Source organism: Armatimonadota bacterium (genome assembly GCA_022563855.1).
Taxonomy (GTDB): Bacteria; Armatimonadota; Fimbriimonadia; order Fimbriimonadales; family Fimbriimonadaceae; genus JADFMN01.
This window is the reverse complement of the sequence record JADFMN010000004.1, coordinates 321,361-345,737: the sequence shown is the minus strand read 5'-3', so window position 1 is coordinate 345,737 and position 24,377 is coordinate 321,361. Positions and strand designations below refer to the sequence as shown.

The 24,377-nt window shown below is 61.5% G+C and carries 20 protein-coding genes; 11 read left to right on the top strand and 9 right to left on the bottom strand.

All coding sequences use genetic code 11. From position 1 onward, the window contains the following. Nucleotides 1–55 precede the first annotated feature (55 nt). Together IH944_07535 and IH944_07530 are read right to left on the bottom strand one after the other, a co-directional pair. Nucleotides 56–193 carry a hypothetical protein gene (locus IH944_07535; protein MCH7904405.1) on the bottom strand — a complete coding sequence of 46 codons (138 nt, stop codon included), beginning with the start codon at nt 191–193 and terminating at the stop codon, nt 56–58. 530 nt (nt 194–723) lie between these two features. After that, nucleotides 724–1,368: a hypothetical protein gene (locus IH944_07530; protein MCH7904404.1), complete on the bottom strand. Its 645-nt coding sequence runs from the start codon at nt 1,366–1,368 to the stop codon at nt 724–726. 395 nt (nt 1,369–1,763) lie between these two features. Between IH944_07530 and IH944_07525 the strand changes: the two genes are divergently transcribed. From IH944_07525 to IH944_07505, 5 genes are all read left to right on the top strand, one after another. Continuing rightward, nucleotides 1,764–4,382 carry a peptidase gene (locus IH944_07525; protein ID MCH7904403.1) on the top strand — a complete coding sequence of 873 codons (2,619 nt, stop codon included), beginning with the start codon at nt 1,764–1,766 and terminating at the stop codon, nt 4,380–4,382. 183 nt (nt 4,383–4,565) lie between these two features. Further along, entirely contained in the window at nt 4,566–4,898 is a 333-nt protein-coding gene (locus tag IH944_07520; GenBank protein ID MCH7904402.1) for a killer suppression protein, read from the top strand. A gap of 1 nt (nt 4,899) precedes the next feature. Beyond that, entirely contained in the window at nt 4,900–6,000 is a 1,101-nt protein-coding gene (locus IH944_07515; GenBank protein ID MCH7904401.1) for an XRE family transcriptional regulator, read from the top strand. Between the two features lie 147 nt (nt 6,001–6,147). Then, nucleotides 6,148–7,056: a selenide, water dikinase SelD gene (selD, locus tag IH944_07510; protein ID MCH7904400.1), complete on the top strand. Its 909-nt coding sequence runs from the start codon at nt 6,148–6,150 to the stop codon at nt 7,054–7,056. Between the two features lie 41 nt (nt 7,057–7,097). Further along, a complete protein-coding gene (locus tag IH944_07505) occupies nt 7,098–7,382 on the top strand; it encodes a hypothetical protein (GenBank protein MCH7904399.1) in 285 nt (94 codons plus the stop codon). A gap of 207 nt (nt 7,383–7,589) precedes the next feature. Here IH944_07505 and IH944_07500 read toward each other — a convergent pair whose 3' ends face one another. Both IH944_07500 and mutS read right to left on the bottom strand, forming a co-directional pair. Next, complete coding sequence (locus IH944_07500; GenBank protein ID MCH7904398.1) at nt 7,590–9,563, bottom strand: hypothetical protein; 1,974 nt, start codon at nt 9,561–9,563, stop codon at nt 7,590–7,592. Between the two features lie 94 nt (nt 9,564–9,657). Continuing rightward, nucleotides 9,658–12,246, bottom strand: a complete 2,589-nt coding sequence (gene mutS / locus IH944_07495) for a DNA mismatch repair protein MutS (protein MCH7904397.1) — start codon at nt 12,244–12,246, stop codon at nt 9,658–9,660. 54 nt (nt 12,247–12,300) lie between these two features. Here mutS and IH944_07490 point away from each other — a divergent pair, with 54 nt between their 5' ends. Genes IH944_07490 through coaBC form a run of 4 tightly spaced genes read left to right on the top strand, consistent with a single transcriptional unit; the run spans nt 12,301 to nt 15,716 of the window. Beyond that, entirely contained in the window at nt 12,301–12,693 is a 393-nt protein-coding gene (locus tag IH944_07490; protein ID MCH7904396.1) for a phage holin family protein, read from the top strand. After that, nucleotides 12,674–13,993: a uridine diphosphate-N-acetylglucosamine-binding protein YvcK gene (gene yvcK / locus IH944_07485; protein MCH7904395.1), complete on the top strand. Its 1,320-nt coding sequence runs from the start codon at nt 12,674–12,676 to the stop codon at nt 13,991–13,993. Before IH944_07490 ends, yvcK begins: the two co-directional genes overlap by 20 nt. Beyond that, nucleotides 13,990–14,538 carry a guanylate kinase gene (gene gmk / locus IH944_07480; GenBank protein MCH7904394.1) on the top strand — a complete coding sequence of 183 codons (549 nt, stop codon included), beginning with the start codon at nt 13,990–13,992 and terminating at the stop codon, nt 14,536–14,538. Before yvcK ends, gmk begins: the two co-directional genes overlap by 4 nt. Then, entirely contained in the window at nt 14,535–15,716 is a 1,182-nt protein-coding gene (coaBC, locus tag IH944_07475; protein ID MCH7904393.1) for a bifunctional phosphopantothenoylcysteine decarboxylase/phosphopantothenate--cysteine ligase CoaBC, read from the top strand. The genes gmk and coaBC overlap by 4 nt, the downstream gene beginning before the upstream one ends. Here the strand turns inward: coaBC and IH944_07470 are convergent. Beyond that, nucleotides 15,688–16,341, bottom strand: coding sequence for a hypothetical protein (locus IH944_07470; GenBank protein MCH7904392.1), 654 nt, complete (start codon nt 16,339–16,341; stop codon nt 15,688–15,690). The two genes, coaBC and IH944_07470, sit on opposite strands and share 29 nt — an antisense overlap. Before the next feature lie 93 nt (nt 16,342–16,434). Here IH944_07470 and IH944_07465 point away from each other — a divergent pair, with 93 nt between their 5' ends. Then, the gene (locus IH944_07465) at nt 16,435–17,769 is read left to right on the top strand and encodes a hypothetical protein (protein ID MCH7904391.1); all 1,335 of its coding nucleotides are present in this window, start codon (nt 16,435–16,437) and stop codon (nt 17,767–17,769) included. Here IH944_07465 and aroF read toward each other — a convergent pair whose 3' ends face one another. Further along, nucleotides 17,770–18,798: a 3-deoxy-7-phosphoheptulonate synthase gene (gene aroF / locus IH944_07460; GenBank protein MCH7904390.1), complete on the bottom strand. Its 1,029-nt coding sequence runs from the start codon at nt 18,796–18,798 to the stop codon at nt 17,770–17,772. A 68-nt stretch (nt 18,799–18,866) separates the two neighbouring features. On the opposite strand from aroF, the gene IH944_07455 reads away from it, so the two are divergent. Beyond that, nucleotides 18,867–19,691, top strand: coding sequence for a dienelactone hydrolase family protein (locus tag IH944_07455; protein ID MCH7904389.1), 825 nt, complete (start codon nt 18,867–18,869; stop codon nt 19,689–19,691). Here the strand turns inward: IH944_07455 and IH944_07450 are convergent. The 3 genes from IH944_07450 to IH944_07440 are packed head-to-tail and all read right to left on the bottom strand — an operon-like array spanning nt 19,688 to nt 24,249. Next, on the bottom strand, nt 19,688–21,925 hold the full coding sequence (locus IH944_07450; GenBank protein ID MCH7904388.1) for a DEAD/DEAH box helicase: 2,238 nt from the start codon (nt 21,923–21,925) through the stop codon (nt 19,688–19,690). The two genes, IH944_07455 and IH944_07450, sit on opposite strands and share 4 nt — an antisense overlap. Before the next feature lie 2 nt (nt 21,926–21,927). Further along, on the bottom strand, nt 21,928–22,683 hold the full coding sequence (tatC, locus tag IH944_07445; protein ID MCH7904387.1) for a twin-arginine translocase subunit TatC: 756 nt from the start codon (nt 22,681–22,683) through the stop codon (nt 21,928–21,930). Between the two features lie 54 nt (nt 22,684–22,737). Further along, a complete protein-coding gene (locus tag IH944_07440; GenBank protein ID MCH7904386.1) occupies nt 22,738–24,249 on the bottom strand; it encodes a hypothetical protein in 1,512 nt (503 codons plus the stop codon). Nucleotides 24,250–24,377: the final 128 nt, after the last annotated feature.

Genomic DNA, 24,377 nt, shown 5'->3' with positions numbered 1-24,377 from the left:
AGCATGGCCATCCTGGCCGTGAGTGGTTCGGGCATCTTGCCCGAATTCGTCCGCGCTAGATCTTCTTCCGAACCTTCTTCGCCTTGTCGACGCGCACGTTCTTGTTCTTGACTGGCTTGCCTTTCACTGGGTTCGTGCCGGTGTTCCGGATGAACTTGCTCTGTCCGCCGCCTGGTTTGTAAGGGTCTTTCATGGGGGATTCCTGGCGACGGCCTGGGTCGCTTATGAGGTTATTTTACCGTGCTTGCCCTCCAGGCCCAAGCCATCGCGCCAAAACCCAGTATCCGACGGTGTGCCACGGACTGCCCGATGAGGAAGAGCTGGCCTCGGTTGCGCAGTGAGACCAATTGTGGCTTTCACTCCCGGCGACCTCCCCTCCCCAAGCCTGGGGAGAGGACCGAGGTGAGGGGCCGAGTCAGAACTCGCGTGGCACGGCTGTCCCGATGCGCGAGCGGGGCAGCCATGTGCATGCGGCACTAGAACGCTGCTCGAGAAAACGCGGTCCCCAGAGCGTGTCGAAGGACCGCGAGCAGCCAAGCGACTCGCGTCAAGTTGTTGATTCGGAAAGGACTCCCTTTTTTACTTCCGCATCCTAGCCTTCTGCCGCAAGGCGAGAAGGGACTAGTTTGGAGCATCCGCGCCCGTTGTGGCCAGGCTAGGATATTCGCATGACTATTAGCCTACATCTGAATTTCGGAGCCTGGTCCCCTCGATTTCGAGCTCTCAATTTTCGGTCATCCGATATCTGGGCTCAACTCCTGCCCATTCTGCGAGCCGCACACCCAACTCGTCACCGGTGACCATACCGTCGGGACCCCAATAAAGTTCGAAACCTATCAGGTGGGGGCCGAGTCTTTCGGAAGGGGTCGTTGCGCTGTCGGAGTAAATCGTCCAAGACCACCATTGACGATTGCCATACCATCGCTTGGGAGACCCTGTCGCGTGTACTCTAAGTCCTTCTCGGGGAACATGGCCGCTGTCGTCGACCCACGAATCCCACGTCACGTTCTCATCTCCCAAAACGACGACTCCTGTGAACATGCTTTGCATAATAAAGAACAACGCGACAGATACCGCTATGCCAGTAACACCCATGCCTACTCGGTTCTTCATGTTCTTATGCTTCATGAAGAATACTGCTATTGCACCGATAGTCGAGAGCCCGGGAATGGCCCACAGCATGGGAATTGGAGTTTGCCAGAGGGCCAGTACCAGGCCGATCGAGAATGCCCCAATAATGGCTGGCTGAATCGTCAGCTTCTTTGCGCGCACCGATTGCCAGATAACACCGACGATTGACCCTAGTGCAATTGCTGCACCAAACGTCCAACTCGCCTCTAGACCCAGACTCGTATAAGTCTCGTCCACATGATCATTATACGACAGTACTCCTCTAACTCGTTCAAGGTAGCGCAAGCAGTAGTAGAAGCATGCGATACAGCTGTAGGAAGTTGTTGCGCCGTCGTCAGCGAACGGCGCGATAGCCCGTGAGCAGCCAAGCGGCTCGCGGGGTCCTTCGATCCACTCAGGATGACTGCTCGCCCTCCCGAACTCCCGAACACAGTTTTCAGTTGGCAGTTGGCAGTTGGCAGTTTGCAGTTGACGGAACCCCCGAACTTCCGAACTTCCGAACCAATCCCAACAAACCCGAACAAATCCGAACAAATCCGAACAAACCCGAACAAATCCGAGCGGTCCAGGGTGCGTGGCAAACCCCCGCGCTCCTTATCCCGAACCCCCGAAGGTACGATACAACCATCACCATGAAACGCGCAGTGCTTGCCCTCTGTCTCTCCGCCATCGCGGTTGCCGCATACGCCCAGACCTCGCCGATGGAGCAGTTCGGCCACAACCTCGGCGACGACTACTTCCTCGCCAACTACGCCCAGCTCACCGAATACTGGAAAAAGCTCGACAAGGAGTCGCCGCGGTTCAAGCTGGTCGACATCGGCAAGACCGAGGAGGGGCGGACGCAGTACATGGCGGTCATCACCGACCCGTCGAACATGTGGCGGCTCGATAAGTACAAGGCCATAGCCGCAAAGCTAGCCAGAGCCGAAGGCGTCGACGAAAGGGAGGCGAAGAGGCTCGCGCGCGACGGCAAGGCGGTCATCTGGATCGACGGCGGTCTGCACGCGAGCGAGGTGCTGTGCGCGCAGGTGCTGATGGAGACCGCGTGGCAGCTCGTCAGCCGCGACGACGAAGAAACCAAGCGCATCCTCAAAGACGTCATCGTGCTGCTGGTGCACGCGAACCCCGACGGACACGACCTGGTCGCGGACTGGTACATGCGCGAAGAGGATCCGCTGAAGCGCTCGACGCGCGGCGTGCCGCGGCTGTACCAAAAGTACGTCGGCCACGACAACAACCGCGACTTTTTCGCATCGACGCAGAAAGAGACGAAGAACATGAACCGCGTGATGTACCGCGAGTGGTTCCCGCAGATCATGTTCAACCACCACCAGACCGGCCCGAGCGGCACCGTGATGTTCGCGCCGCCTTTCCGCGATCCGTTCGCCTTTGAAGTGGATCCGCTGGTGCGCACCGGGCTAGACATGGTGAGCGCGGCGATGCACAACAGGTTCTTGCAAGAAGATAAACCGGGTGTGACGATGCGGACTGGCGCGACCTACTCCGGCTGGTGGAACGGCGGGCTGCGCACGACCGCGTACTTCCACAACATGGTCGGGATCCTGACCGAGACGATCGGCAACCCGACTCCGATCACGATTCCGTACGTTCAGCGCAGGCAGATGCCGCACGCCGACCTGCCGTTGCCGATCGAGCCGCAGGAGTGGCACTTCCGGCAGTCGGTCGATTACTCCTTGACTGCGAACTACGCGGTGTTGGACTACGCGTCGCGCTATCGGGAAACTCTGCTGACGAACATCTGGCGGATGGGGCGCAATGCCATCGAGAAGGGGCGTCGTGATTCGTGGGTGCCGAACCCTCGTTTGCTCGAAGGCTCCCGCAACGGGGACGGCGTCCGCACCGACGAGAACAAGGACGCCCGCGCCTACATCATCCCCTCGGACCAAGCCGACTATGCGACCGCGACGAAGTTCGTAAACGCCCTCATCGAGAACGGAATCATAGTGCACCGGGCGCGGCGGCTGTTCGCCTACGGCGGTGAGATTTATCCGGCTGGCTCGTACATCGTTCAGGCGGATCAAGCGTTCCGCGCGCACGTGATAAGCATGTTCGAGCCGCAGGTCCACCCGGACGACTTCGCCTATCCGGGCGCTCCTCCGACTCCGCCGTATGACAGCTCTGGCTGGACGCTCGCGTTCTCGATGGGCGTCAAAGTTGTGCGCGTTGTGGAGGAGTTCGAAGTGCGGCTGGAAGAACTGAAGGACGTTGTGAAACCGACGGTTTCTTCAGACCTATCAAAGTATCCCGACTGGTACGTGATCGATGGTCGCGTAAATGACTCCTTCCGGGCCATGAACCGTTTGCAGAAAGCTGGCATTGACGTTTTCCGGATGACGGAGGCAAACTCGGCTGTCCCGCGCGGGTCGTTCATTGTTGAAGCCTCGCGCGAGTCGCGGTCAATTTTGCAACGAATGGCGCACGACCAAGGGGTTCGTTCTTCCAGCGCGGCCGGTACGCCGGTCGTCGGACTCAAGAAAATCGAGGTTCCGCGCATCGCGCTGCTCGACCGTTACGGCGGGTCTATGCAGTCGGGATGGACGCGCTGGATTCTTGAGCAGTTCGAGTTCCCGTTCACCGTTGTCTATCCGCCGGAGATCGACGCGGGTGTTCTGTCCGACTACGACGTGCTTGTGATGGTCAGCGGCATGGTGATCGGCGGCGGCGGTCGCGGCGGACGAGGTGGCCGGGGAGGAGGCGGACCCCCGACCAACGTGCCGGAGCCTTGGGCTTCGCGCCAAGGGTCTTTGTCTGTCGATACTTCTTTGCCTCAGATCAAATCGTTCATCGAGGGCGGGGGCACGGTCGTCACGATCGGCAGCGCGACGCGGCTGGCGACACAGCTGGAGCTGCCCGTCACGAGCGCTTTGATCGACGACGAAGGGAACGCGCTCGGTCGCGCGGACTTCTTCGTGCCGGGCTCGATCCTGCGCGTGAAGCTCGACACTTCGCACCCGCTCGCGATGGGGATGGACGAGGAGATCGACGTGATCTTCAGCTCCAGCCCCGTGTTCAAGATCGACGGCGGCCAGCGTCTCGCGTGGTTCGATTCTGAAACCCCCCTGCGCAGCGGTTGGGCTTGGGGACAGAAGGTCCTGAACGGCGGGACGGCGATGGCGACGTTCTCAGTCGGCGACGGGCACCTAGTTTTGTTCGGCCCCGAGATCGCCTTCCGCGGACAGCCGCACGGCACGTTCAAGCTGCTGTTCAACGCGCTGGTAATGGGCAGCTAGGTGACACGGCCATCTCGGTCGCTTGCACCAAGACGGCTGTCGAACGGTCCAGGATCGGGCAGATCAGGTTCGAAAATGCACCGATTCAAATATCAGAGGGCGAAAGTCTTAAAAAAAGTTGACAAAATGACCTAAAAATCCGTAAAGTCTTTACCAATCACGTAAATAAGATGGAATAATAGGTTGGAAGTATCTTTTGAAACCAACAGGCTCGCTAAGATCATGAACAGCGACCAGAAGCTCGCGAGGAAATTTGGCATGGAGAGAGCCAAGAAGATTCGGGCTCGCTTGGATGATCTTGCAGCTGCGGACTGTCTGGAGGTAATGAAGGATATTACTGGTAATTGTCATGAGCTGTCAGCGGATCGAAAGGGGCAATTGGCAGTATCGCTGACAGGAAACTACCGACTTGTATTCGTACCCGATCACGATCCACCCGTACTGAAGGAGGACGGCGGGCTCGACTGGCTCAACATCACGAAGATCAAAGTGACCGAGGTCGTCGATTATCACTAGAATGGCTACCCTTGAATATAGACCAGACAGAGTTTCGCCGCCAGGAGATACGCTCAGCGATCTGCTGGAAGAACGTCGTATCTCTCAAAAGCAATTGGCGGTTCGACTGGCACGATCAGATAAACTCATCAACGAAATCATCAAAGGCAAGGCCACGATATCGAGTGATCTTGCGCTAGATCTCGAGCGAGTACTGGGAACACCGGCGCGGTTTTGGCTCAACCGGGAATCTGCCTACCGTGAGTGGCTTGCTCGGAATGCACGACCAAATCCCTCTGCGCAAGAACTTGAGTGGACAAAGTTGTTTCCATATCCTGCGATGGTTAGGTATGGCTGGGTGCCTGCCGCAAATCCTGGTCCAGAACGAGTCTACGCCCTCCTTCAATTCTTTGGAATGGCAAGCCTGCAGGCATATCGATCGTATTGGGAAGATCGTTCAGCCATGGTTCGGTTCAGACGGTCCGACTTGGTTGAAGACAGGCTTCACTTGGTTTCTGCCTGGCTCCGGCAAGGCGAGATTCAGTCATCATCGATTGAAGCTGCATCATATGATGAACCTGCATTTCGTGACGCAGTGACTAGGGCACGCGGCTGGACTCAACTTGCCCCGCGAAAGTTCGTGCCGCTACTTAAGGAGGCCTTTGCGCAAGCGGGTGTAATCATAGAGTTTGTGCCGGAGCTTCCCAGCCTAGGCGTTTCTGGAGCCGTAAGATGGAAGCGTCCCGACTGTGCCCTCATGCAGATCTCCTTGAGATACAAGCGGAACGACCACTTTTGGTTCACCCTGTTTCATGAGTGTGCACACGTCATCAAACACAAGAAGAAGAGCGTCTTCCTAGAGGTGTCAGGTGAAAAAGATGCTGACGAGCGGGATGCCGATCGCATGGCAGCCACATTGCTAATACCATCGAGCCGATACGCTGAATTTGTTAGAGGTGAAGACTTTTCTAGAATCGCCGTCAAGTTGTTTGCCGAAGCCATCGGAATCGCGCCTGGAATTGTCGTTGGACGCTTGCAACACGACAACCTGCTACCGCACAAGCAGCTAAACGATCTGAAAGTCAAATACGAGTGGATTAAGCCCGGCCACGCCGGGTGGTAGCGACTAGCTTCGGCAAACGTCCGACCCCGGGGAACCGTTTTCGGCCAAACGGTATCCTGATCTTGTATGAGGCTTACGCACCTCGTGAAATGCGCCGGTTGAGCGAGCAAGCTGGGGCCGACCCAGCTGGCGGAGGTTCTCCGCGTCTTGCCCAAGTCGAAAGACCCTAACCTGCTCGTCGGAATTGAAACCAGCGACGATGCGGGGGTGTTCAAGCTGTCTGAGACTCAGGCACTGGTGCAGACCGTCGACTTCTTCACGCCGATCGTCGACGACCCGTACGACTACGGCCAGATCGCTGCGGCCAACTCGCTTAGCGACGTCTATGCGATGGGCGGCAAGCCGATCACTGTGCTCAACATCTGCTGCTTCGACCCGACGATGGCGCCGCCCGAAGTTTGGGCGAAGATCTTCGAAGGAATGCACGACAAGACGATCGAGGCCGGCGCGGTGATCGCCGGCGGGCACACGGTCGAAAACGATCAGCCGCTGTTCGGGCTTTCAGTGACGGGGCTCATCAACCCGGAGACGATCTTCCGCAACGACAACGCCAAGCCGGGACAGGACATCTACCTCTCCAAGCCGCTCGGCACCGGGATCGTCACGACGGCTTTCAAGAACGACCTGTGCAGCGACGAGGAGCTGAAGGCGGCGGTCGCTGTGATGTCTGCTCTCAACGCGCGCGCTGCCGAGTTCGCGCACGCGGCGGGGGTGCGCTGCGCGACCGACGTCACGGGCTTCGGGCTCGCCGGGCACCTGTTCCACATCGCGCGCGCATCGGGCGTGACGCTTGAGATCGACTCGTCGGCCCTACCGCTTCTGCCGGGTGTGGAGCGACTTGTCGCTGCTGGCGCAATCACCGGCGCGGCGATCAAAACGCGCGAGTACATCGGCGACGCGCTGGAGTTCGGCAGCGGGGTTGCGCCGTGGATGGAGCAGCTCATACTCGACCCGCAGACCAGCGGTGGGCTCGCCACCTTCAGCACCGTTCCGGTCGAGGGCTCGGTCAAGATTGGGCGTTCGGTCAGCGGCCCGCCCCGCATCGTCGTAAGCTAGCCGCAGCAACTTAGCTGCCGCATTTCACGTATCCTCCGGGTGTGGAACTCTCTTGGGCATCTTGGGTGCACGTCATCGGCACAGTCGGCGCGGCTCTCCTCCTGCTGGCTTACTATCTCGTCTCGAAGAAGAAGGTAGACGGCGGGTCGCGGTTCTATCAGCTCTTGAACGTCACCGGCGCAGCTATGCTCGCGGTTCTGACAGCCGTCACCGGCGCGTGGGCTGCGATGGGGCTCAACGTCGTCTGGGTCGTGATCGGCGTCGCGACGATCGGGCGGATTTCGCTAGAACGGAAGAACGAAAAGAAGGCAATTGACAAGAAGTGACGACTTCGGGAGTTCGGGAGTTCGGGAGTTCGGGAGTTCGGGAGTTCGGGAGTTCGGGGGTTCGGGAGTTGGAGCGCGGGGGTTTGCCCCGCACCCTGGTTTGCGGGCGTTTGGCCCGCCGAGCGCCACGGGGCTCGGGTTGATCCGGATCGCCCCTTGACCCTAGGATCGCGCACCGCAAGGACGAACGGCGCGGTAGCCCGTGAGTCAAGCGGCTCTCGCGCCCAATATTGCCTGCAGCACGCGCTCCTGGAGGTCGAGTCGCAGCGGGGTCGAGGTTGGAACGTAAGATGGGGGAGGCCGATCCGGTCGGATGGCCGCGTCCAACAGTTCGCGCTCGACGCGCTGGCGGCGCTCCTCGGTCGTGTGTTCGAGCAGCCGCTCGATCTGACGAAGGACCGCTTCAACAAGTTTGGCATTGCCCTGGACGTAACCCAGCGACGCGACAAGATTCTCCGCCATTGAAAAGTAGCGCGATCTCTCGGCTACGCCCGGTCCGATAAAGCGATCCATGGAAACTTGTATCCATTCTGCGCCACCGAGCTTTTCAAGAACTTGCGCATCAAGTCCCGTTATGCTCATCCAACTTGCAATGGCTGATCCAGGACCGTAGCGGAAGCGAAACGGGTCTTCCAAGACAATCCGCATGAACTTTCGCGCACGGTCTAGATCGCCAAGGGCCGAAAATCCAAGAACAGCCGACCACGCGTCGTAAACCGAGTACTCGTCGGCACTGCCGCTCCACCGGTTTGCTGCCAGCGCTCGCAGCTCGTCGTGAAGTCCCAGTTCGCGCAACATCTGAATGAGGGAGAATTCACTAGACCAACCCATATAGTCCGGTGGCTCTGTGTCGGCCTCTCTAAGCCAAACAAGAAATCGCCGCATTACGGCCCGTGCCCCGTCTTCATCTCCGACAGATTGCAGAGCCTGAATCCAATTTCTCACCGCTTGCGACGCCCCAGCAACCGATCCCTCATCGAACCAATACTCGACGGCCTCCTGGTGACGACCGATCGCAGCCAGCGTGCTCGTCATAAAGCCCTGCAAACTACCACCGCCGAACATCACTTCCGTTTTTGGGTCGAGCGTTGCCGCGTATTCGACGACCAAAGAATTCGCCTGTGCGTTCATGTTAAGAACGACATAAATGCTCAATGCGGTCTCATAGTGCTTTCTCTGCCATGGACCGCGATCAGCCGTGATTCTTGCGTTTGGCTGAAATTCGGATCGAGCCGCCTCAAGCGCGGTCTCCGCCAACTCCAACAACAATTCACCGTGTCCGTTCTCGGCCAAGACGTCGAAGAACCGCGCGGAACTGTCCCACGGCCCCCATCTTTTGTAGTTAGCGATGGAATTTGGCCAATACTTGTGCACTAGACGGGTAGCGGTCGCGCGGCTGCCCTCTTCGTACAACTCCAATACCAGTTGCCCCGGTACTCCGAATTCAATCGGCTGCCAGAAGCTCGGGCCGAAAATGGGCACACCTGGCTCACTACCGAAGAGGAGAACTTGCAACGCCATCTCTTTCAGATCATCGTCCTCCAACAGGCGAGCACGATACAACAGGAACCCTGGTTCGAAGTAATAGGGGTAGACCGCCAAAAACCCTTTGATGAGCGGAAGCCTACCGGTTCCGAGAATCATCCGCAAGATATCGCAGTGGTGCCTTACCTCCTGCACCTCGACGTACGGCAGCAGACTGGTCGCCTCTTCGGCAAGCCCTTCTCGTGCGAAGAGGACGTAGGCCTGGAGCGCGGGGCTGCAATCGTGAAAGTACTTGTCCAAGTCGCGCAGAAAGTTCCTCGCAGAGTAGAAACCGTACTCCTCCATGTAGGCAAGGGCTGCCTGCGCGCGCTCGACGCCTCCGTAGTAGATCGCCTCCTCAATGATCTTTGGGAGCGCCTCCGGGCCGTAGTAGCTTTCATCGATCTCGTGCAACATTCGCGCGACGTCACCATCGCGCTTGTACCATCCGTAGAGGTTTCCAGCGGTCTTTCTTGGGAGCGAGTCGATGACGATGAAGGCCGCTTCGTGCTCGCCCTGATCGATGAGCGTCTCGGCCAGCCGACGGTTGACATACTCGTCCCTCGCCGGCAATGCGACAAGCTCGCGGACGACCTTCTCGGACACCTGCGGCCCTTGATACAGGGCGACCGCCAGAGCCAGTGCTACGAATCCCATCTTTGCACCTTGCTACAGGATAGAACGTTTGGGGAAGGTTTCGGGGTTCGGAAGTTCGGGTTTGACCCTGCACCTCGCACCCTGCATCTCGCACCTAAAGCCGCTTCTTCAGCTCGTCCAGCTTCTGAAGCGCCTCGATCGGGGTCAGCGAATCAACGTCGATCTGCTTCAGCTCTTTCTCGACCTCGGACTCCGGCGCCTCGAACAGCGTCATCTGCACGCTCGTGAGACCAGGCCCGATGGACGGCGTGGACTCGCGCTGCTCCAGCTCGGCGAGGATCTCGGCTGCGCGCGCGACGACGGATCGCGGAAGCCCCGCCATCTTCGCGACCTGCACGCCGTACGAGCGGTCGGTGCCGCCCGGCAGCACCCTGTGCGCGAACACGACCTTGTCGCCGACCTCCTCGACCGCAACGCGGAAGTTGGAGATCCCCTGGATCTGCTCGGCGAGCGCGTTGAGCTGGTGGTAGTGCGTCGCGAACAGCGTCTTCGCCTTGACCCGCGCGAGGTGCTCGACCATCGCCCACGCGATCGCGAGGCCGTCGTAGGTCGAAGTCCCGCGCCCGACCTCGTCGAGGATGACCAGCGAGCGCTCGGTGGAGTTGTTGAGGATGTTGGCGCTCTCGACCATCTCGACCATGAACGTGGACTGCCCTAAAGCAAGCTCGTCTTTAGCGCCGATGCGCGTGAAGATGCGGTCGCACAGGCCGACGCGGCACGAGTCCGCAGGCACGAACGACCCGATCTGCGCCATGAGAACAGTCAGCGCGGTCTGCCGCAGGTAGGTCGACTTGCCGCTCATGTTCGGGCCGGTCAGGATAACGACGCGCGTGTCGCCGAGCGTCAGGTCGTTCGGGACGAAGTTCGGCGTGTGCGCCTCGACCACCGGGTGGCGGCCGGCGTCGATCTCCAGCACGTCGTCCTCGACGATCTCCGGCCGGACGAACCGGCGGCGCACCGCGGACTCTGTAAGAGAGATCAGCACGTCGAGCTCGGCGATCGCGCGCGCCGTCTGAAGCAGCGCCGAAGCGTTGTCCGCTACGCGGTTCCTGATGCGGTAGAAGAGGTCCGACTCCAGCGCGACCGCCTTCTCCTCCGCGCCGAGCACCGCCGACTCGTGCTCCTTCAGCTCGGCGGTGATGAACCGCTCGGCGTTGACCAGGGTCTGCTTGCGGATGTAGTGGTCCGGCACCTTTTCCTGGTGGAGCTTCGAGACCTCGAGGTAGTAGCCGAACACCGAGTTGTATCCGACCTTGAGCTTCGCGATCCCGGTCGCCTCGCGCTCCTTCTTCTCAAGCTCCGCGATGTACCGCTTGCCGTCCCTGCTCAGGCCGCGCAGCTTGTCCAGCTCGGGGTCGAAGTTCGGCTTGATCACTCCTCCCTCGCGGAGCGCGTGCGGCGGATCGGCGATCAGCGCCTTGTCCAAGTGGTGCGCGAGGTCCTGGTGATCCGCCGTCTGGGCGCGCAGGTCTTGCAGCCTGCCGAGCGCGACCTTGCGCAGCGCGTCGTCCAGCTCCGGCATCGCGAGGAGCGAAGTCCGCAAGGCCGACAGATCGCGAGGAGATGCGAGCCCGGTCGCCGCCCGAGATACCAGCCGCTCGATGTCCGCGACCTTCTTGAGGGCGTCCCGCAGATCGCCGCGCGTCATCGCGTGCTCGATCAGCCGCCCGACCGCCTCGTGCCTGCGCGAGATCGTCTCGACGTCCAGCAGCGGCTGCTCGATCCACCGCTTCAGCAGCCGCGCGCCCATCGAGGTGACCGTCTCGTCGAGCACGTCGATCAGCGTGTACTGGCGCGAGCCGTCGGATATGTTCCGCGTGAGCTCCAGGCTGCTGCGAGTGGCCGGGTCGAGCTTCATGAACCCGTCGACCGAGTACGTACTGATCGTATCGACGTGGTTCAGCTCCAGCCCGTGGCCCTTGGCGTACTCGAGGATCATGGAGGCCGCGGTCATCGCGCCGGTCTTGTCCTCGAGCCCAAAACCTTGCAGGTTCGTAACGTCGAACTGCCTCTTCAGCACCCGCTCCGCCCTGTCGAGGCTCAGGCTCTTGCACGGCGACGTCGCGATGCCGAGCCCGCTCGCCGCAAGCGCACCGACCTCCTCCCCGTCCTCCGCGTAGAGCAGCTCTGAAGGCTTGAGCCGCGCCAGCTCCTGCAGCATCCGCTCCGCCGCCTGCTCCCCCTCGATCTCCGTTACCGAGAACTCGCCGGTCGACGGATCGAGCATCGCCAGCCCGGCCTTCCCCTCGATCATGCAGATCGCCGCGAGGAAGTTGTTCGCCCCCGCGTCGAGCATCGAGTCGTCCATGACCGTGCCAGCCGACAGCACCCGGGTCACCTCTCGCCGAACGAGCCCCTTGGCGAGCTTCGGGTCCTCGACCTGGTCGCACAGCGCGACCTTGAAACCTTGCTTCACGAGGCGAGCCAGGTACTTCTCGACGGAGTGGTACGGCACGCCGGCCATCGGTACGCGGCCGTTCTTGCCGTCCTCGCGCCCGGTCAAAGTTATCTCTAGGGCGGCTGCAGCGGTCTCGGCGTCCTCGCCGTAGAACTCGTAGAAGTCGCCGACGCGCATGGCGACGAGAACGCCAGGATGGGACTCCTTCGCCTTGAAATACTGTTGGAGCAGTGGTGTCTGCGCTTTCACCGGACTCCTTGAGTATGGCGGAAACCGGAGCTTGATCGCGCAGGCTCCTGCCCATCGCCCGTCGGGCAGATACAATCACGGTAACGAGGCATAGCAATTCGTAGACTTTTCTGGCGCTGGGTCATCTTCACTGTTTCGCTCTTCTTGGCCGCTCGGGTCACGTCCGCGTTCGTCGATGGGTTCCACGTCGATGATATCGAGACGGTGGGCCAGGGACTGCGCCTGATGGCCGGCGCGGCCGCGCTCGCGCTGATCAACGCAACGCTCGGCACGGTCCTGCGGATACTGACCCTCCCGCTCACATGCTTGACGCTCGGGCTGTTTTCTCTCGTCGTCAACGCCGGAGTTCTGATGGCCGCGGGTAGCCTGGAGCTTGGGTTCAGGGTCGACGGCTTCGTGCCGGCGCTGATCGGCGCGGTTCTGCTAGCGGTGATCAACTCGATTCTTGGCACCGTCATTCCAGATGACAAAGAGAAGGACTAGTCGAATCAGGCTGCGGAGGCTGTTCGCTCCGACGGCAGGGCTGTACCGATGCGTGCTCGCCGCGATCGTCGGCGCGCTCCTGTTCGGCCTCGGGTTCATCATCTCGTTTCAAACGCTGCTGCTGCCCGCGCTCGAATCGCTCGCCGAGAGGTGGGACGGCGTGCTGTCGCAGGTCGCTTCGCAAGATGCGGCCGACCTCGCCAACCACGTTCTCGGGCTCTTGCTGCTGCTGGCCGGCACCTACCTCGCGTTCTGGGGAATCCGTGCCTTCGTGCGGCAGATGGCCGAGGCGCTCGACCCGCGGGCCAAGCGCGGAGTCCTCGACGTGTACGGACGGAAGCAGATGCTCGCGAGAGGGCCGCGGATCGTCGCACTAGGCGGCGGAACAGGGCTCGGCACGCTGCTGCGAGGAATCAAGCACCACACGTCGAACATCACGGCAGTGGTCACCGTCACGGACGACGGGGGCAGCAGCGGCCGATTGGTCAGCGAGATGGGGATCATCCCGCCCGGCGACATCCGAAACTGTCTCGTCGCGCTGGCCGATGCGGAAGGGCGGATGACAGACTTGTTCCAGCACCGTTTCACCCAGGCGAGCGGACCGCTCAGCGGCCACTCCATCGGGAACCTGCTGATCGCCGGGTTCTTCGAGCAGACGGGAGACGTCGACACCGCGCTCCAGATGGCCAGCGAAGTCCTGGCGATCCGAGGGCGCGTCATCCCCTCTACGCGCGACAAAGTTCGACTGCGTGCGATCATGGCCGATGACTCTGAGATCACGGGAGAGACCGCGATCGTCGAGTCCAGCCAGCGGATTCGCCGAATCTTCCTGGAGCCGGAAAAGGTGATGCCGCACCCCGATGCGCTGGAGGCGATCCGCAATGCCGACCTGATCTGCATCGGCCCAGGAAGCGTGTTCACGAGCGTCATCCCGAACCTGCTGGTGCCGGGAATCGCCGAGGCCGTGCACGACTCCCCGGCGATCAAGGCCTACATTTGCAACGTCATGACGCAGCACGGCGAGAGCGACGCCTTCACGGCCGCGGAGCACCTCGTCGCGCTCGACGCCAACATCGACCAGCGCGTCTGCGACTTCGTCATCATGAACACCGCTACGCCGCACGCGGACACGATCGAGCGGTACCGCGCCTCCGGGCAGGAGGTCGTCGAGGCGGACGTCGACCGCGTGAGCGCGATGGGGTATCGCCCGATCATCGGCGACTTCATGAACGAGACCGACTTCGTGCGCCACGAGCCGGCTCGACTGGCGCAAAAACTGATCGACCTCTTGTACAAATGAGCGGCAAACTCGTCATTTTGAGCGGACCCAGCGGCGTGGGAAAGGACGCCGTGATCGACGCGTGGATCGCAGCCAACCTGCGCGTCACGCGCGTCGTCACGTACACGACGCGGGCGCCGAGGGACGGCGAAACAGACGGAGTCGACTACAACTTCGTCACCCCAGGAAAGTTCGCCGAGCTTGCGGGGCTTGGCCGTTTCTGGGAGTCGAAAAAGGTGCACGGCCACATGTACGCGTCGCCGAAGGCCGACACCGAGCAGCTTCTGGAGCAGGGCCGCGTCGCGATCTTGAAGATCGACGTGCAGGGCGCGCTCGAAGTCATGAGGCTCTGCCCTGAGGCCGTGACCGTGTTCATAATGCCCCCCAGCGAGGCAGAGCTGGAGCGAAGAATCCGCGAGCGCGCATCGGAGGATGAGGCTACGATCAATCATCGCCTTGAAACAGCGAAGAAAGAGATCGAATGCGCTGGCCTGTACCAGCACCGTGTCGTGAACGACGATCTTGCCAAGACCGTTAGAGAACTGCAGGAGATCTTGGCCGAATGAAGACGATCGTTCTCGGGGTGTCTGGAAGCGTCGCGGCGTACCGAGCCTGCGACATCGCGCGGGAGCTGATGCGGCGCGGGTTCACAGTTCGCACCTGCCTAACGGACTCCGCGCAGAGGTTCGTCACCGCCGAGCTTTTCGAGGCGCTCACCGGCGAGCCTTGTCTCGTGGACACTTTTGAAGAGCCGGACAAAGGCCGCATGGCGCACATCGACTGGGCTCGGCAGGCCAGCGCGCTGCTGATCGCCCCCGCGACCGCCAACACGATCAACAAGCTCGCCAATGGCTACGCCGACGATATGCTGACATCGCTCGCCCTCGCGTTCGAGGGGCCGATCGTCGTCGCGCCCGCGATGAACCCCACGATGTTGGCCCATCCCGCGACCGCCGCGTCGCTGCAACTCTTGCGCGCTCGGGCAGCGTTGGTAGTCGAGCCGGCCGAGGGCGACGTCGCGTGCGGCGAAAGCGGGCAGGGCAAGCTCGCCTCGGTGGAATCGATCGTTGCTGCGACGGTACTGGTGTGCCAGATGTCCGAGGCGCTTGCGGGCAAGAAAGTCCTGATCACGAGCGGCCCGACCGAGGAGCCGATCGACGACGTTCGCATGCTGACGAACCGGTCGACGGGAAAGATGGGCGCGGCGCTCGCCAAGGCCGCGCTGATGATGGGAGCGGACGTGACGGTCGTCGCCGGCCCACAGCGCGAGCCGTTGCCGAGCCGGGCCAAGGTCATCAACGTCAGAACTGCGGAGGAGATGCTCGCGGCTGCGCTCCCCTTGGCCAGGGACGCCGACCTGATCGTCGGCGTTGCCGCTGTCTCGGACTACCGCGCATCTTCGCCCCAGGCAGGCAAGATCAGAAGCGGTCAAAGTGGATTGCATTTGGATCTGGAACCGACGCCCGATATCATCACCAAGCTGGCTAGCGAGACGAACGGCATCGTCGTCGCGTTCGCTGCCGAGCCAGACGGCGACCTCCGCGCTGCCGGGGAGAAGCTCGATAAGAAAGGGGTGAGCGCGATCGCGGTCAACAACGTCGGACGCGGCGATGTCGGTTTCGACTCGGACTCGAACGAGCTAACGCTGCTGCGACCTGGGAAGCAGCCGGTGTCGTCCGGCAAGGTCAGCAAGCTGCAGTGCGCCGTGTGGCTGCTCAACCAGATACTCGACGAGTCATCTTGATCGTCGCGGTGCTTCCGGCGACCCCGAGAAAGTTCTTCACCGTGCACTCCATTCTGTTCGGCTGGCCGGTGGCGACGTCCACCCACCAGTGCCCCTCGGCGCTCTGCGGAGAAGACGGGCCGATCTCTCGAAAGGAGAAACTCACCTTCGCGCCGCCCTGCTCGATCCCCAACAGCTTGTACTCGATTCGGTTCTGCGCCAGCCCCTTGGGGTTGTCCTTCTTGCGCTCGACGACCCACCCCTCCCGGATTCGCGGCGGGTTCTCAGGGCTGATGAAGCGGGTCAGCATCGCCTGTTGATACGACGCGACGGCCTTGTTGCCGGAAGCGATCTCGATCAGCTCTCCGAGGTTCGTAAACCTTATCTCCCGCGTGTTCGGTCGGTCGTCCCGAGTCTGTTGCCCGCCGCTGCCGAACAGCGCGCCCAGCGATCTGGTGCGCACTGCGTACTCCTTTGGCGACACCTTGATGACCTCGCTCTCCATGGCCGCCTCGACGACCAGCGCGGGTGAATCAGGCGCCTCGATCGACAGGAATATCTCGAAGACCTGCTTCTCCCCGACCTTCGGCATCCACCGCAGCGCGAACGCCGGATCCTGCTGCTGTCCAAGCGTAGCCGCCGACATCAAAACCATCGCGATCATACGTACTGATAGACGTTCGCGAGGGGTGAACGTTGCCAAAGCTTCGTGAGCAAAAGAGTCGTATATACTGAAATCATGCTTGCTCTCGCTATTCTCTCGACAGCGATTGCAGTCGGCGATCCGGCGGTTCAAAGCCTGGGCTTGGCAAACTTGGCGGTTCTCAGAACAACGACCAGGGCGTTCGTACTGTCCGATCCCGAAATCGCCTTGGAGCCCGAGATCGAGCAGTACTCGATCTCTCCAAACGGGCGCTACATCTTGGCGATCCAGGGCGAGCCAGTCGATGAGGTCGCACTCTTGCGGGCCGGACGCCCGCAGAAGAGGGAACTCGTCCTGTGGGACTCGTCGCGAAAGAGGAAGCAGACGATCGCCCGCTTTCCCGCCGATGCCAGCGACCGTCCCGCACCGACGATCACCTGGCTTGGCGGAACAAGCACGGGATTGGTCGTTTTCTACGATTCCTCGACAACGATGCACCTATGGTTCGTCAACGCTTCTTCGGCTTCAATTCGGCGCGTCAAGCGAACAGATGCAGACGGCGCTTTCTTCAACGCATCCGGCTCGCCGACGGTACCGTACGCCCTGCTGGCCAACATACGCGGGCGCAGGGGCGCAACGACGCCATGGGCGTTCACGGTCTCATTCGAGGCTCTCGACGCAGCGGGAAGAGTGACAGGGCGCCTGGACTACGACGAGAACATGGTGCCACCAGGCAAGATTTTCTGGTCGGCTGACGGCACCCGCGCGTTGATCGCCGCACAGCGACTATCCTCTACCGGCGGTCGTCGCCAGATAGTTCTCGAGATCGATCCCAGGACGATGACGCTGGTCGAGCACGACGGGTCCGTCGCAGTCTATCAGCAGACGAATCGGCACGAAGATATGAGGATCGAACAGCTTCCGATCGACGTCCAGCGCGAGGACCAGGCCGTGTTCGCCAGCGCCACTTGGCTCGTCAGCGATTTGACCGGTGGAATGTCGCAAACGTTCGTCGCAGTCGGCGCAAAGGACGCCGAAATCAGCCCTTCTGCGAATTACGTAGCGTATCGCCAGAGCAACGCACTGTTTGTCCGCAGGCTCAACCGCCTCTCGGCTGCAGATCTTGAGGCTATCCTCGCAGCCCGCCGCCAATTTGAGGCGATGAGCTTGGCGAAGCGGGCGATGACAGCAGTGGTGATGTTCGCGAGCGACAACAACGACCGCATGCCATATGCCAGCGAGTTTCAGGCAGCAGTGGCTCAATACTTTCCAAACTTGGAGGGGCTGGACGGATTTCAATACCTCGGCAACGGTGAAATCATGGCCGACATCAAGGACGTTGCTGGGACCGTTATGGGATACGTTCGCATTGACGGTGGAAGGGTGATCGCCTACGCCGACACTCGCGTTGTCTGGGAGCCAGACCCATAGCTACATCTTTACGCCAGCGTATTCGGAAAGCCGTCTCAGCTCTGCGGCCAGCTCCTTGAACTCGCTGATCTCAAGCGCCTGCGAGCCGTCGGAGAGCGCGGCGCTGGGGTTCGGGTGCATCTCGATCATCACGCCGTGCGCGCCGGCAACCATCGCGGCCTTCGACATCGGCGCGACGAACTTGGCGACCCCTGTGCCGTGAGACGGGTCGACGATGATCGGGAGATGCGACTGCGACAACAGCACCGGCACGGCAGCCAAGTCCAGCGTGTTGCGCGTGTAGGCGCGGTCGTGCGGAATGATCCCGCGCTCGCACAGGATCACGTCCTCGTTCCCCTCGTTCAGCACGTACTCAGCCGCAAGAAGAAACTCGTCGATTGTCGCCGACGGGCCGCGCTTGATGAACACCGGCTTGCCGCTCTTGCCGGCCTCGATCAGCAGCGGGAAGTTCTGCATGGACCGAGCGCCGATCTGCAGGATGTCGACGAACTCGGAGACCTTGCCGACCATGTCTGCGGTCATCACCTCGCTGATCGTGACCAGCCCGGTCTCGTCGCCGACCTGCTTGATGATCTTCAGCCCCTCCTCTTGCAAGCCCTGGAACGAGTACGGCGACGTGCGGGGTTTGAAAGCGCCGCCGCGAAGGATTTTTGCGCCGGCCGCCTTCACCGCGTCTGCCGAGGCGCGGTACTGCTCGTAGCTCTCGACCGAGCACGGACCGCCGATGATGACGAAGTTCCCCGGCCCGATATCCACTCCCGATACGGTGACGGTCGTCCTCTCGCGGTGCCACTCGAGCGACGCCAGCTTGAACGGCCTGCTCGTCTGCGTGATCTTGCTGACGCCGTCGAGGCGGGAGACAACAGACTCAACCGACGAACGCTGATCCGAGGCCAGCGAGGCCGGTATGCCGATGGCGACCCGATCCTCGCCGGGCATGACGAGGGGCTCGAACCCCAGGTCTTCGATCGCCTTCGACACAGCGTCAATCTGTGCCTGCGTCGCCCCAACTTGCATCACAATGATCATGGGAATTCAAACTTTACCTTTGGTATCGTAATGGAACCCGGGCACACCTCGTGCCGTTTGGAGCATTGATGCTGACTACCGTTTTACTACTCGCCACTTTGCAGAATCCGCCGCAAGCCGCGTGCTGCGACTTCGCGTCGTTCGCCAAGGATCCGCTGTTCGCAACGATGCACCCGCTCAAGGAGCCCACGGGCTGGCAGCCGACGGACGGCGTCATGGTGTCGTATTCGGCGACTGACGGATCGAAGGCGAGCGGATTTTGGGTCAAACCAAGTGGTGAGGACAAGGCCTGCATCATCATGGTGCACGAATGGTGGGGGCTGAACGACCACATCAAGGAGACCGCCGAGAAGCTCAGCGCCGAGACCGGCTACGGCGTGCTGGCGATCGATCTGTACCGGGGCAAGGTAGCCACCGACGGCGGAGAGGCGAACCAGTACATGAACGGCGTTAAGGAGGACCAGGCCCAAGCGGTCGTCGCTGGCGCGGTCAAGGCGGTCAAGCATGGCGAGCTTTACGAGGCGTCTGCGGTCGGCACCGTCGGGTACTGCTTCGGCGGCGGCTGGTCGCACAAGACCGCGATCGCGGGAGGAGAGGACGTCGACGCATGCGTCGTCTACTACGGGATGCCGGACACCCGCGCAAGCTCGCTCAAGCGGCTGCAAGCGCCGGTGCTCATGATCTGGCCGACCAAGGACGCGTGGATCAACGCCAGCGTCGTGGCTAGCTTCAAGTCAGCTATGAAGGCTGCGGGCAAGCAGCTGACAGTGGAGAGCTACGACGCCGACCACGCGTTCGCGAACCCGAGCAGCGCCCGGTACAACGAGGAAGCGGCGAGCGATGCCTGGCGCAAGACGATCGCGTTCTACAAAGAGCATCTCGGCGGGGGCTAGCGTTTCTGCATCGAGCGCAGAAGCCGCACGGCCAGCGGCTTGCTAAGCGCGTTGTTCGAGATCTCACACCTTGAGGTGAACAGGCATCGCGGGCAGCCGTCTTCGCAGTCGCAGGTTTCGAGCAGGCTGAGCGAGGCCGCGAGCCAGTCGCTCCAGCGTTTCAGCAACTGCTCGCATAGGCCCGTGCTGCCGGCGACCTGATCGAACACCGCGACCCTCGGCGCCAGCGTGTCCGGCGCGATGGCGTACCACGCGCTGCCGAGGTCCCGAGTGTCGCACCCCGCGATCAGCGGCGCGGTCGTAATCAGCGCGTGCTCGACGCCGTGTACGGCCGGAACCGCGTCGTCACCGGCCGAACCCGGCAGCTCGACGAGAATCCCGATCGTCTCGATCGTCTGCGGCGGCAGCTTGAGCGGCTGCTCGCCGACGACGTGCCAACCGTCACGCGAGATCGACCGGAAGCCGGACACGATCGTCGTCACTTTCAGCCCTGACAGTACGCGCTCGCACCCCGGCAGATCGTCCCGCTGAAGATCCAGAATCGGCTCGATAAGCGCTTGCACGACCGGCCGCGTAAAGTAATCGGGCTCGGCTCGTTCGAGCTCGGCGACACCCTGCTGAAGATCCAGCGACGTGACGAGAAACGTCTCAGCACGGTGCATGTAGACCGCTCCCTCGTGCGCGTACTGCAGCGCCCTCCAAAGCTCCATCTCGGTTATCGCCTGGCCCTCAAGGCGCAGCTCGACCTTCTGGTCTCCCGATCCGCGGATGTTGACCTTGGCCGCCGGGTTGTCGTACGACGGCAGGAAGTAACGCTCCGCGCTGAACTGCAGCTCGTCCGCGCTCGCCATTTCGTCGGCGATCCGTTGCGCCGACCGTCCGAACGCATCGAGGTCTGAGAGCGAAAGCGGCCTTTCATACGCCGCGCACCCGATCTGCGCAGCGAGCACGAACCGGTTCTCGGGGTTGAGCGACACCCCTTCGACCGGGTCGCCTGTCAACGCCTCGGGGTTCCGCGCCAGATACTGCTCCAGCGGGTCTTCGTGCGCGAACATCACCGCCGCGCCGGGCCGCGTCGAGCGACCAGCCCGGCCGACCTGCTGCCAAAAGCTGGCGCGGTTCCCCGGATAGCCGTTCAGCAGCACGGCGTCCAGGCCGCCAACGTCTACGCCCAGCTCCATCGCGTTCGTCGATACGATGCCGCTGATGCGCCCCTCGAACAGCTGTTGCTCGATCTCCCGTCGCTCTTCTGCGGTGTAGCCGCCGCGATACGACTCTATGCCAGCCGGGTCTTCACCTGCTTCCGAGAGTGCTTCGCGCGCGTAGCGCACGACCAGCTCCGTCGCAACCCTGGACTTGCAGAACGCCATGACGCGGACTCCTTCGGCCACGAGCTCTGCCAACAGTCGCGCGGTCTCAAAGTTCGGGCTGTAGCGCTGAGCCTCGCCCGGGTCCGGCGGCAGAACCAGCACAATCGACCGCTCTCCTTTCTGCGCTCCGTCCTGGTCGATCAGCTCCGCCTCGCGGCCGGTCAGCGCTTCGAACAGGTCCAGCGGGTTGGCGACCGTCGCGCTGCAGGCGATCACCGTTGGCGACGCGCCGTAGAACTCGCAGATCCGGAGCAACCGCCGCAACACGCCGGCGACGTGCGACCCGAACACGCCTCGGTACGTGTGCATCTCGTCGATCACGATGAAGCGGAGGCGCTTGAGGAAACGCCGCCAGCTCTCGTGCCCAGGCACGATGCCGATGTGCAGCATGTCGGGGTTGGTGAGAACGACGTGCGCGCTCTTGCGGATCGCCCGGCGCTGGGGGCGCGGGGTGTCGCCGTCGTACACGGCGGCGCGGAGATCGGTGCCCTCGGCGAGCATCTCAAACTTGCCGAGCTGATCCTGGGCCAGCGCTTTCGTAGGATAGATGTACAGCGCGGTCGCGAGCGGCTCCGTGAGGCACGTATGAACGACCGGCAGGTTGTAGCACATCGTTTTGCCGCTGTTCGTGCCGGTCACGACCGCGACGTTTTTGCCAGCTAGGGCCGCGTCCAGAGCCTGCGCCTGATGGGCGAAAAGCCTCTCGATGCCAAGCTGGCCGAGCATCCCGGTGATGTGTGTGTGCAGCTCGGCCTCGGGCACGCCGAATACGGCTTTCTGCTCGGGGATCAAAATGGTCTCGGAGACCGTACCTCGGACGTCTTCTCGCGAGAAATACCGATCAATCGCCCGTGCAGCAGCCATCTCTAGTCGAGGTTGTCAAGCTCGTCGTCGTCGTTGCGGTTCTTCTTTATCGTCCATTGCGCGAACCATACCGAGCCGAAGAACAGCCCGACGAGGGGCAGCGACAAGGCGAACAGCGTGAACGGATCGGCGGACGGCGTAATGATCGCGCCCGCAAGGAATATTACGACGATCGCCTGCCGCCAGTACTTCAGCATCGCCTTGGGCGTGACGATCTCGAACTTGGCGAGGAAGTACACGACGATCGGCATCTGGAATCCGATGCCGAAGCTGAGCATCATCTTGATCATCAGGAAGACCATCATGCCGGCCTCCGGCATGAGCTTCGTGTCGGGGAAGGCCTGGACGAACGTTACGAACCAGGTAATCGTCGCAGGCAGGACGAACCAGCACATTCCAGCGCCGATGAAGAACAGAACGATGCTGACCGGAGCCACGACCTTGATCGGCTTCTTCTCGTGCCCCCGCAAGCCGGGCGAGACGAACCCCCAGAGCTGGAGGACCGTGAACGGCAGGGTGAAGAACAGGCCGATGTAGAACGCCATCTTCAGCCTGAGCATGAACGGCGCCGTCAGATTGATGAAGATCGGGTCGTATTCGACGCCTTCCGGAATGTTCGCCCGCACTATGTCTTCCAACACGTTGAATACGGGGAGGTAGAAGAACCAGCCGGCGACCATGCCACCGGCCAGCAGCAGAATGACGCGGAACAGCCGAACGCGAAGTTCGTTCAGGTGCTCAATTAACGTAGCGCGCAACTCCTCGGGTTGCCCCGGGGAGTTGCGTGTTAGTCGCTGAAATAGGCCGCGAATCTACCGCTCCAATTCGGTGACGACCTGCATCGTGATTCGTAGCACTTGCTTGGTTACGGCACCGCTTCCGCCTCCGGTCCGACCGCCAGGAGCTAGACCGCCGCCGCTGCCTCTTTGGCCAATTCCAGCACCTTCATCGGCACTGTTGCTACCTTGTCGGCGGAAAAATCGCCAGTTGCCACTGCTGTCCATACCCGGATCGTAGCGCCAGCTGCCTGGATTCATCCATTCGTCGGCAGATGCCGTCCGGCCGGATCCGCCACCAGCACTACCGACGCCAGGGCGACCACCACCACCGCTGTCCGCACCGACGCCCGGTCGACCGCCGCCCCCGCCCGCTCCGCCGCCACCGACAGCAGAGCCGACAGTTATGATCATTTCTTGCGTCATCGTCGACTCAGCGCGAACGATGAACCCGCCCTCCAATGCGAACCAATAAACGTTCTCCAGCGTTAGAGACTGAGCCTCGCCAGGCTGCTGGTTGAGATTCCGGACTGATGCGATCTCCCTGCTGCCAGCCGTAATCGTGATGCGAACCTTCGCACACTGGATTCCGTTCTGCCACTCGACCCCGACCAACTCGCCTCTAGCCGTAAGAGCTGTCGTGACGGTGTCGATCTCGGCGAGCCGTTCCAAGTCTAATGCGCTGAATAGATACGGTGCCGTCCAGGAATCGCCAGGCAGCACAGTCTTGCTCGGCAACACGGGGAGCGGAACCACCGCGTACAGGTCGAGGCGGCGGCTTTCGCCAGCGGTTCCCTCCATCGCAAAGTAAGGCGGCGCCGCGCCGAAAACCTCTCGTCCGACGTCGCTGATCCGCATGTACACCGGGTGCATCTCGAAGTCGTAATACTTCGTGGACTCTGTGTGACCCAGCGGAGTCAGCCACACGTAGTTGCTGCCTTTGTCCGGCAGGGCTTGCATGCGAAGGACAGCTTCATAGTGGTCCCCCATGTCCTCTACGATGTCCGGAACGTAGATCATGCTGAACTCTTCAGTCTCCTGAGGGAAGACACCAAGCCTGCTGCCAGATTGCGCCATCGCCTGGCTGAGCAATCCAACGCTCTGAGTAATGGTGTGGCGGTAGACCATCTCCTTCCCCTGAACGAATTTGTACCTGAGCTTGAAGCCGTCTTCGGGAACTTTGATGGAGGTGTAGTTGTCCAGGGTCACGTGAACCGATGACCGCTCAACGATCTCGGCGCGATCGGCAAAGTCCATGAAAAGGACGATCTCGATCTCCATGTCCCCGTCGGGAATCCCGCGCTCCTTGGACTTCAAGCGGTAGACGTAGTCGTCACCCTCGATCGGCGGAAGCACCGCCTCGATGAATTTGCCGTTGATCAAGACGCCGATGTAGGCGCCCTCTTTAATAGAGTCCTTGGGGATTCTGACGGCGACGTCCTCGCGAACCGTCGCGCCGTCTACCGGCCTGCGAATCGTGAACGTGCCCTGGGCCAAGACCGACCCGGCCAAAGCCAATCCTAATACTACGCCGAAAAATTTGCTCATTAATCTCACCATCTGGCTGGGCAGAGTCAGATACCTGCCCCGCGCCGTTCTACAAGTACCGACGCTGGATGCTCCCCCCATGTTACACTCTGGAGACTGTTCGCCGCGATCCCTACCGGCTACTTTTT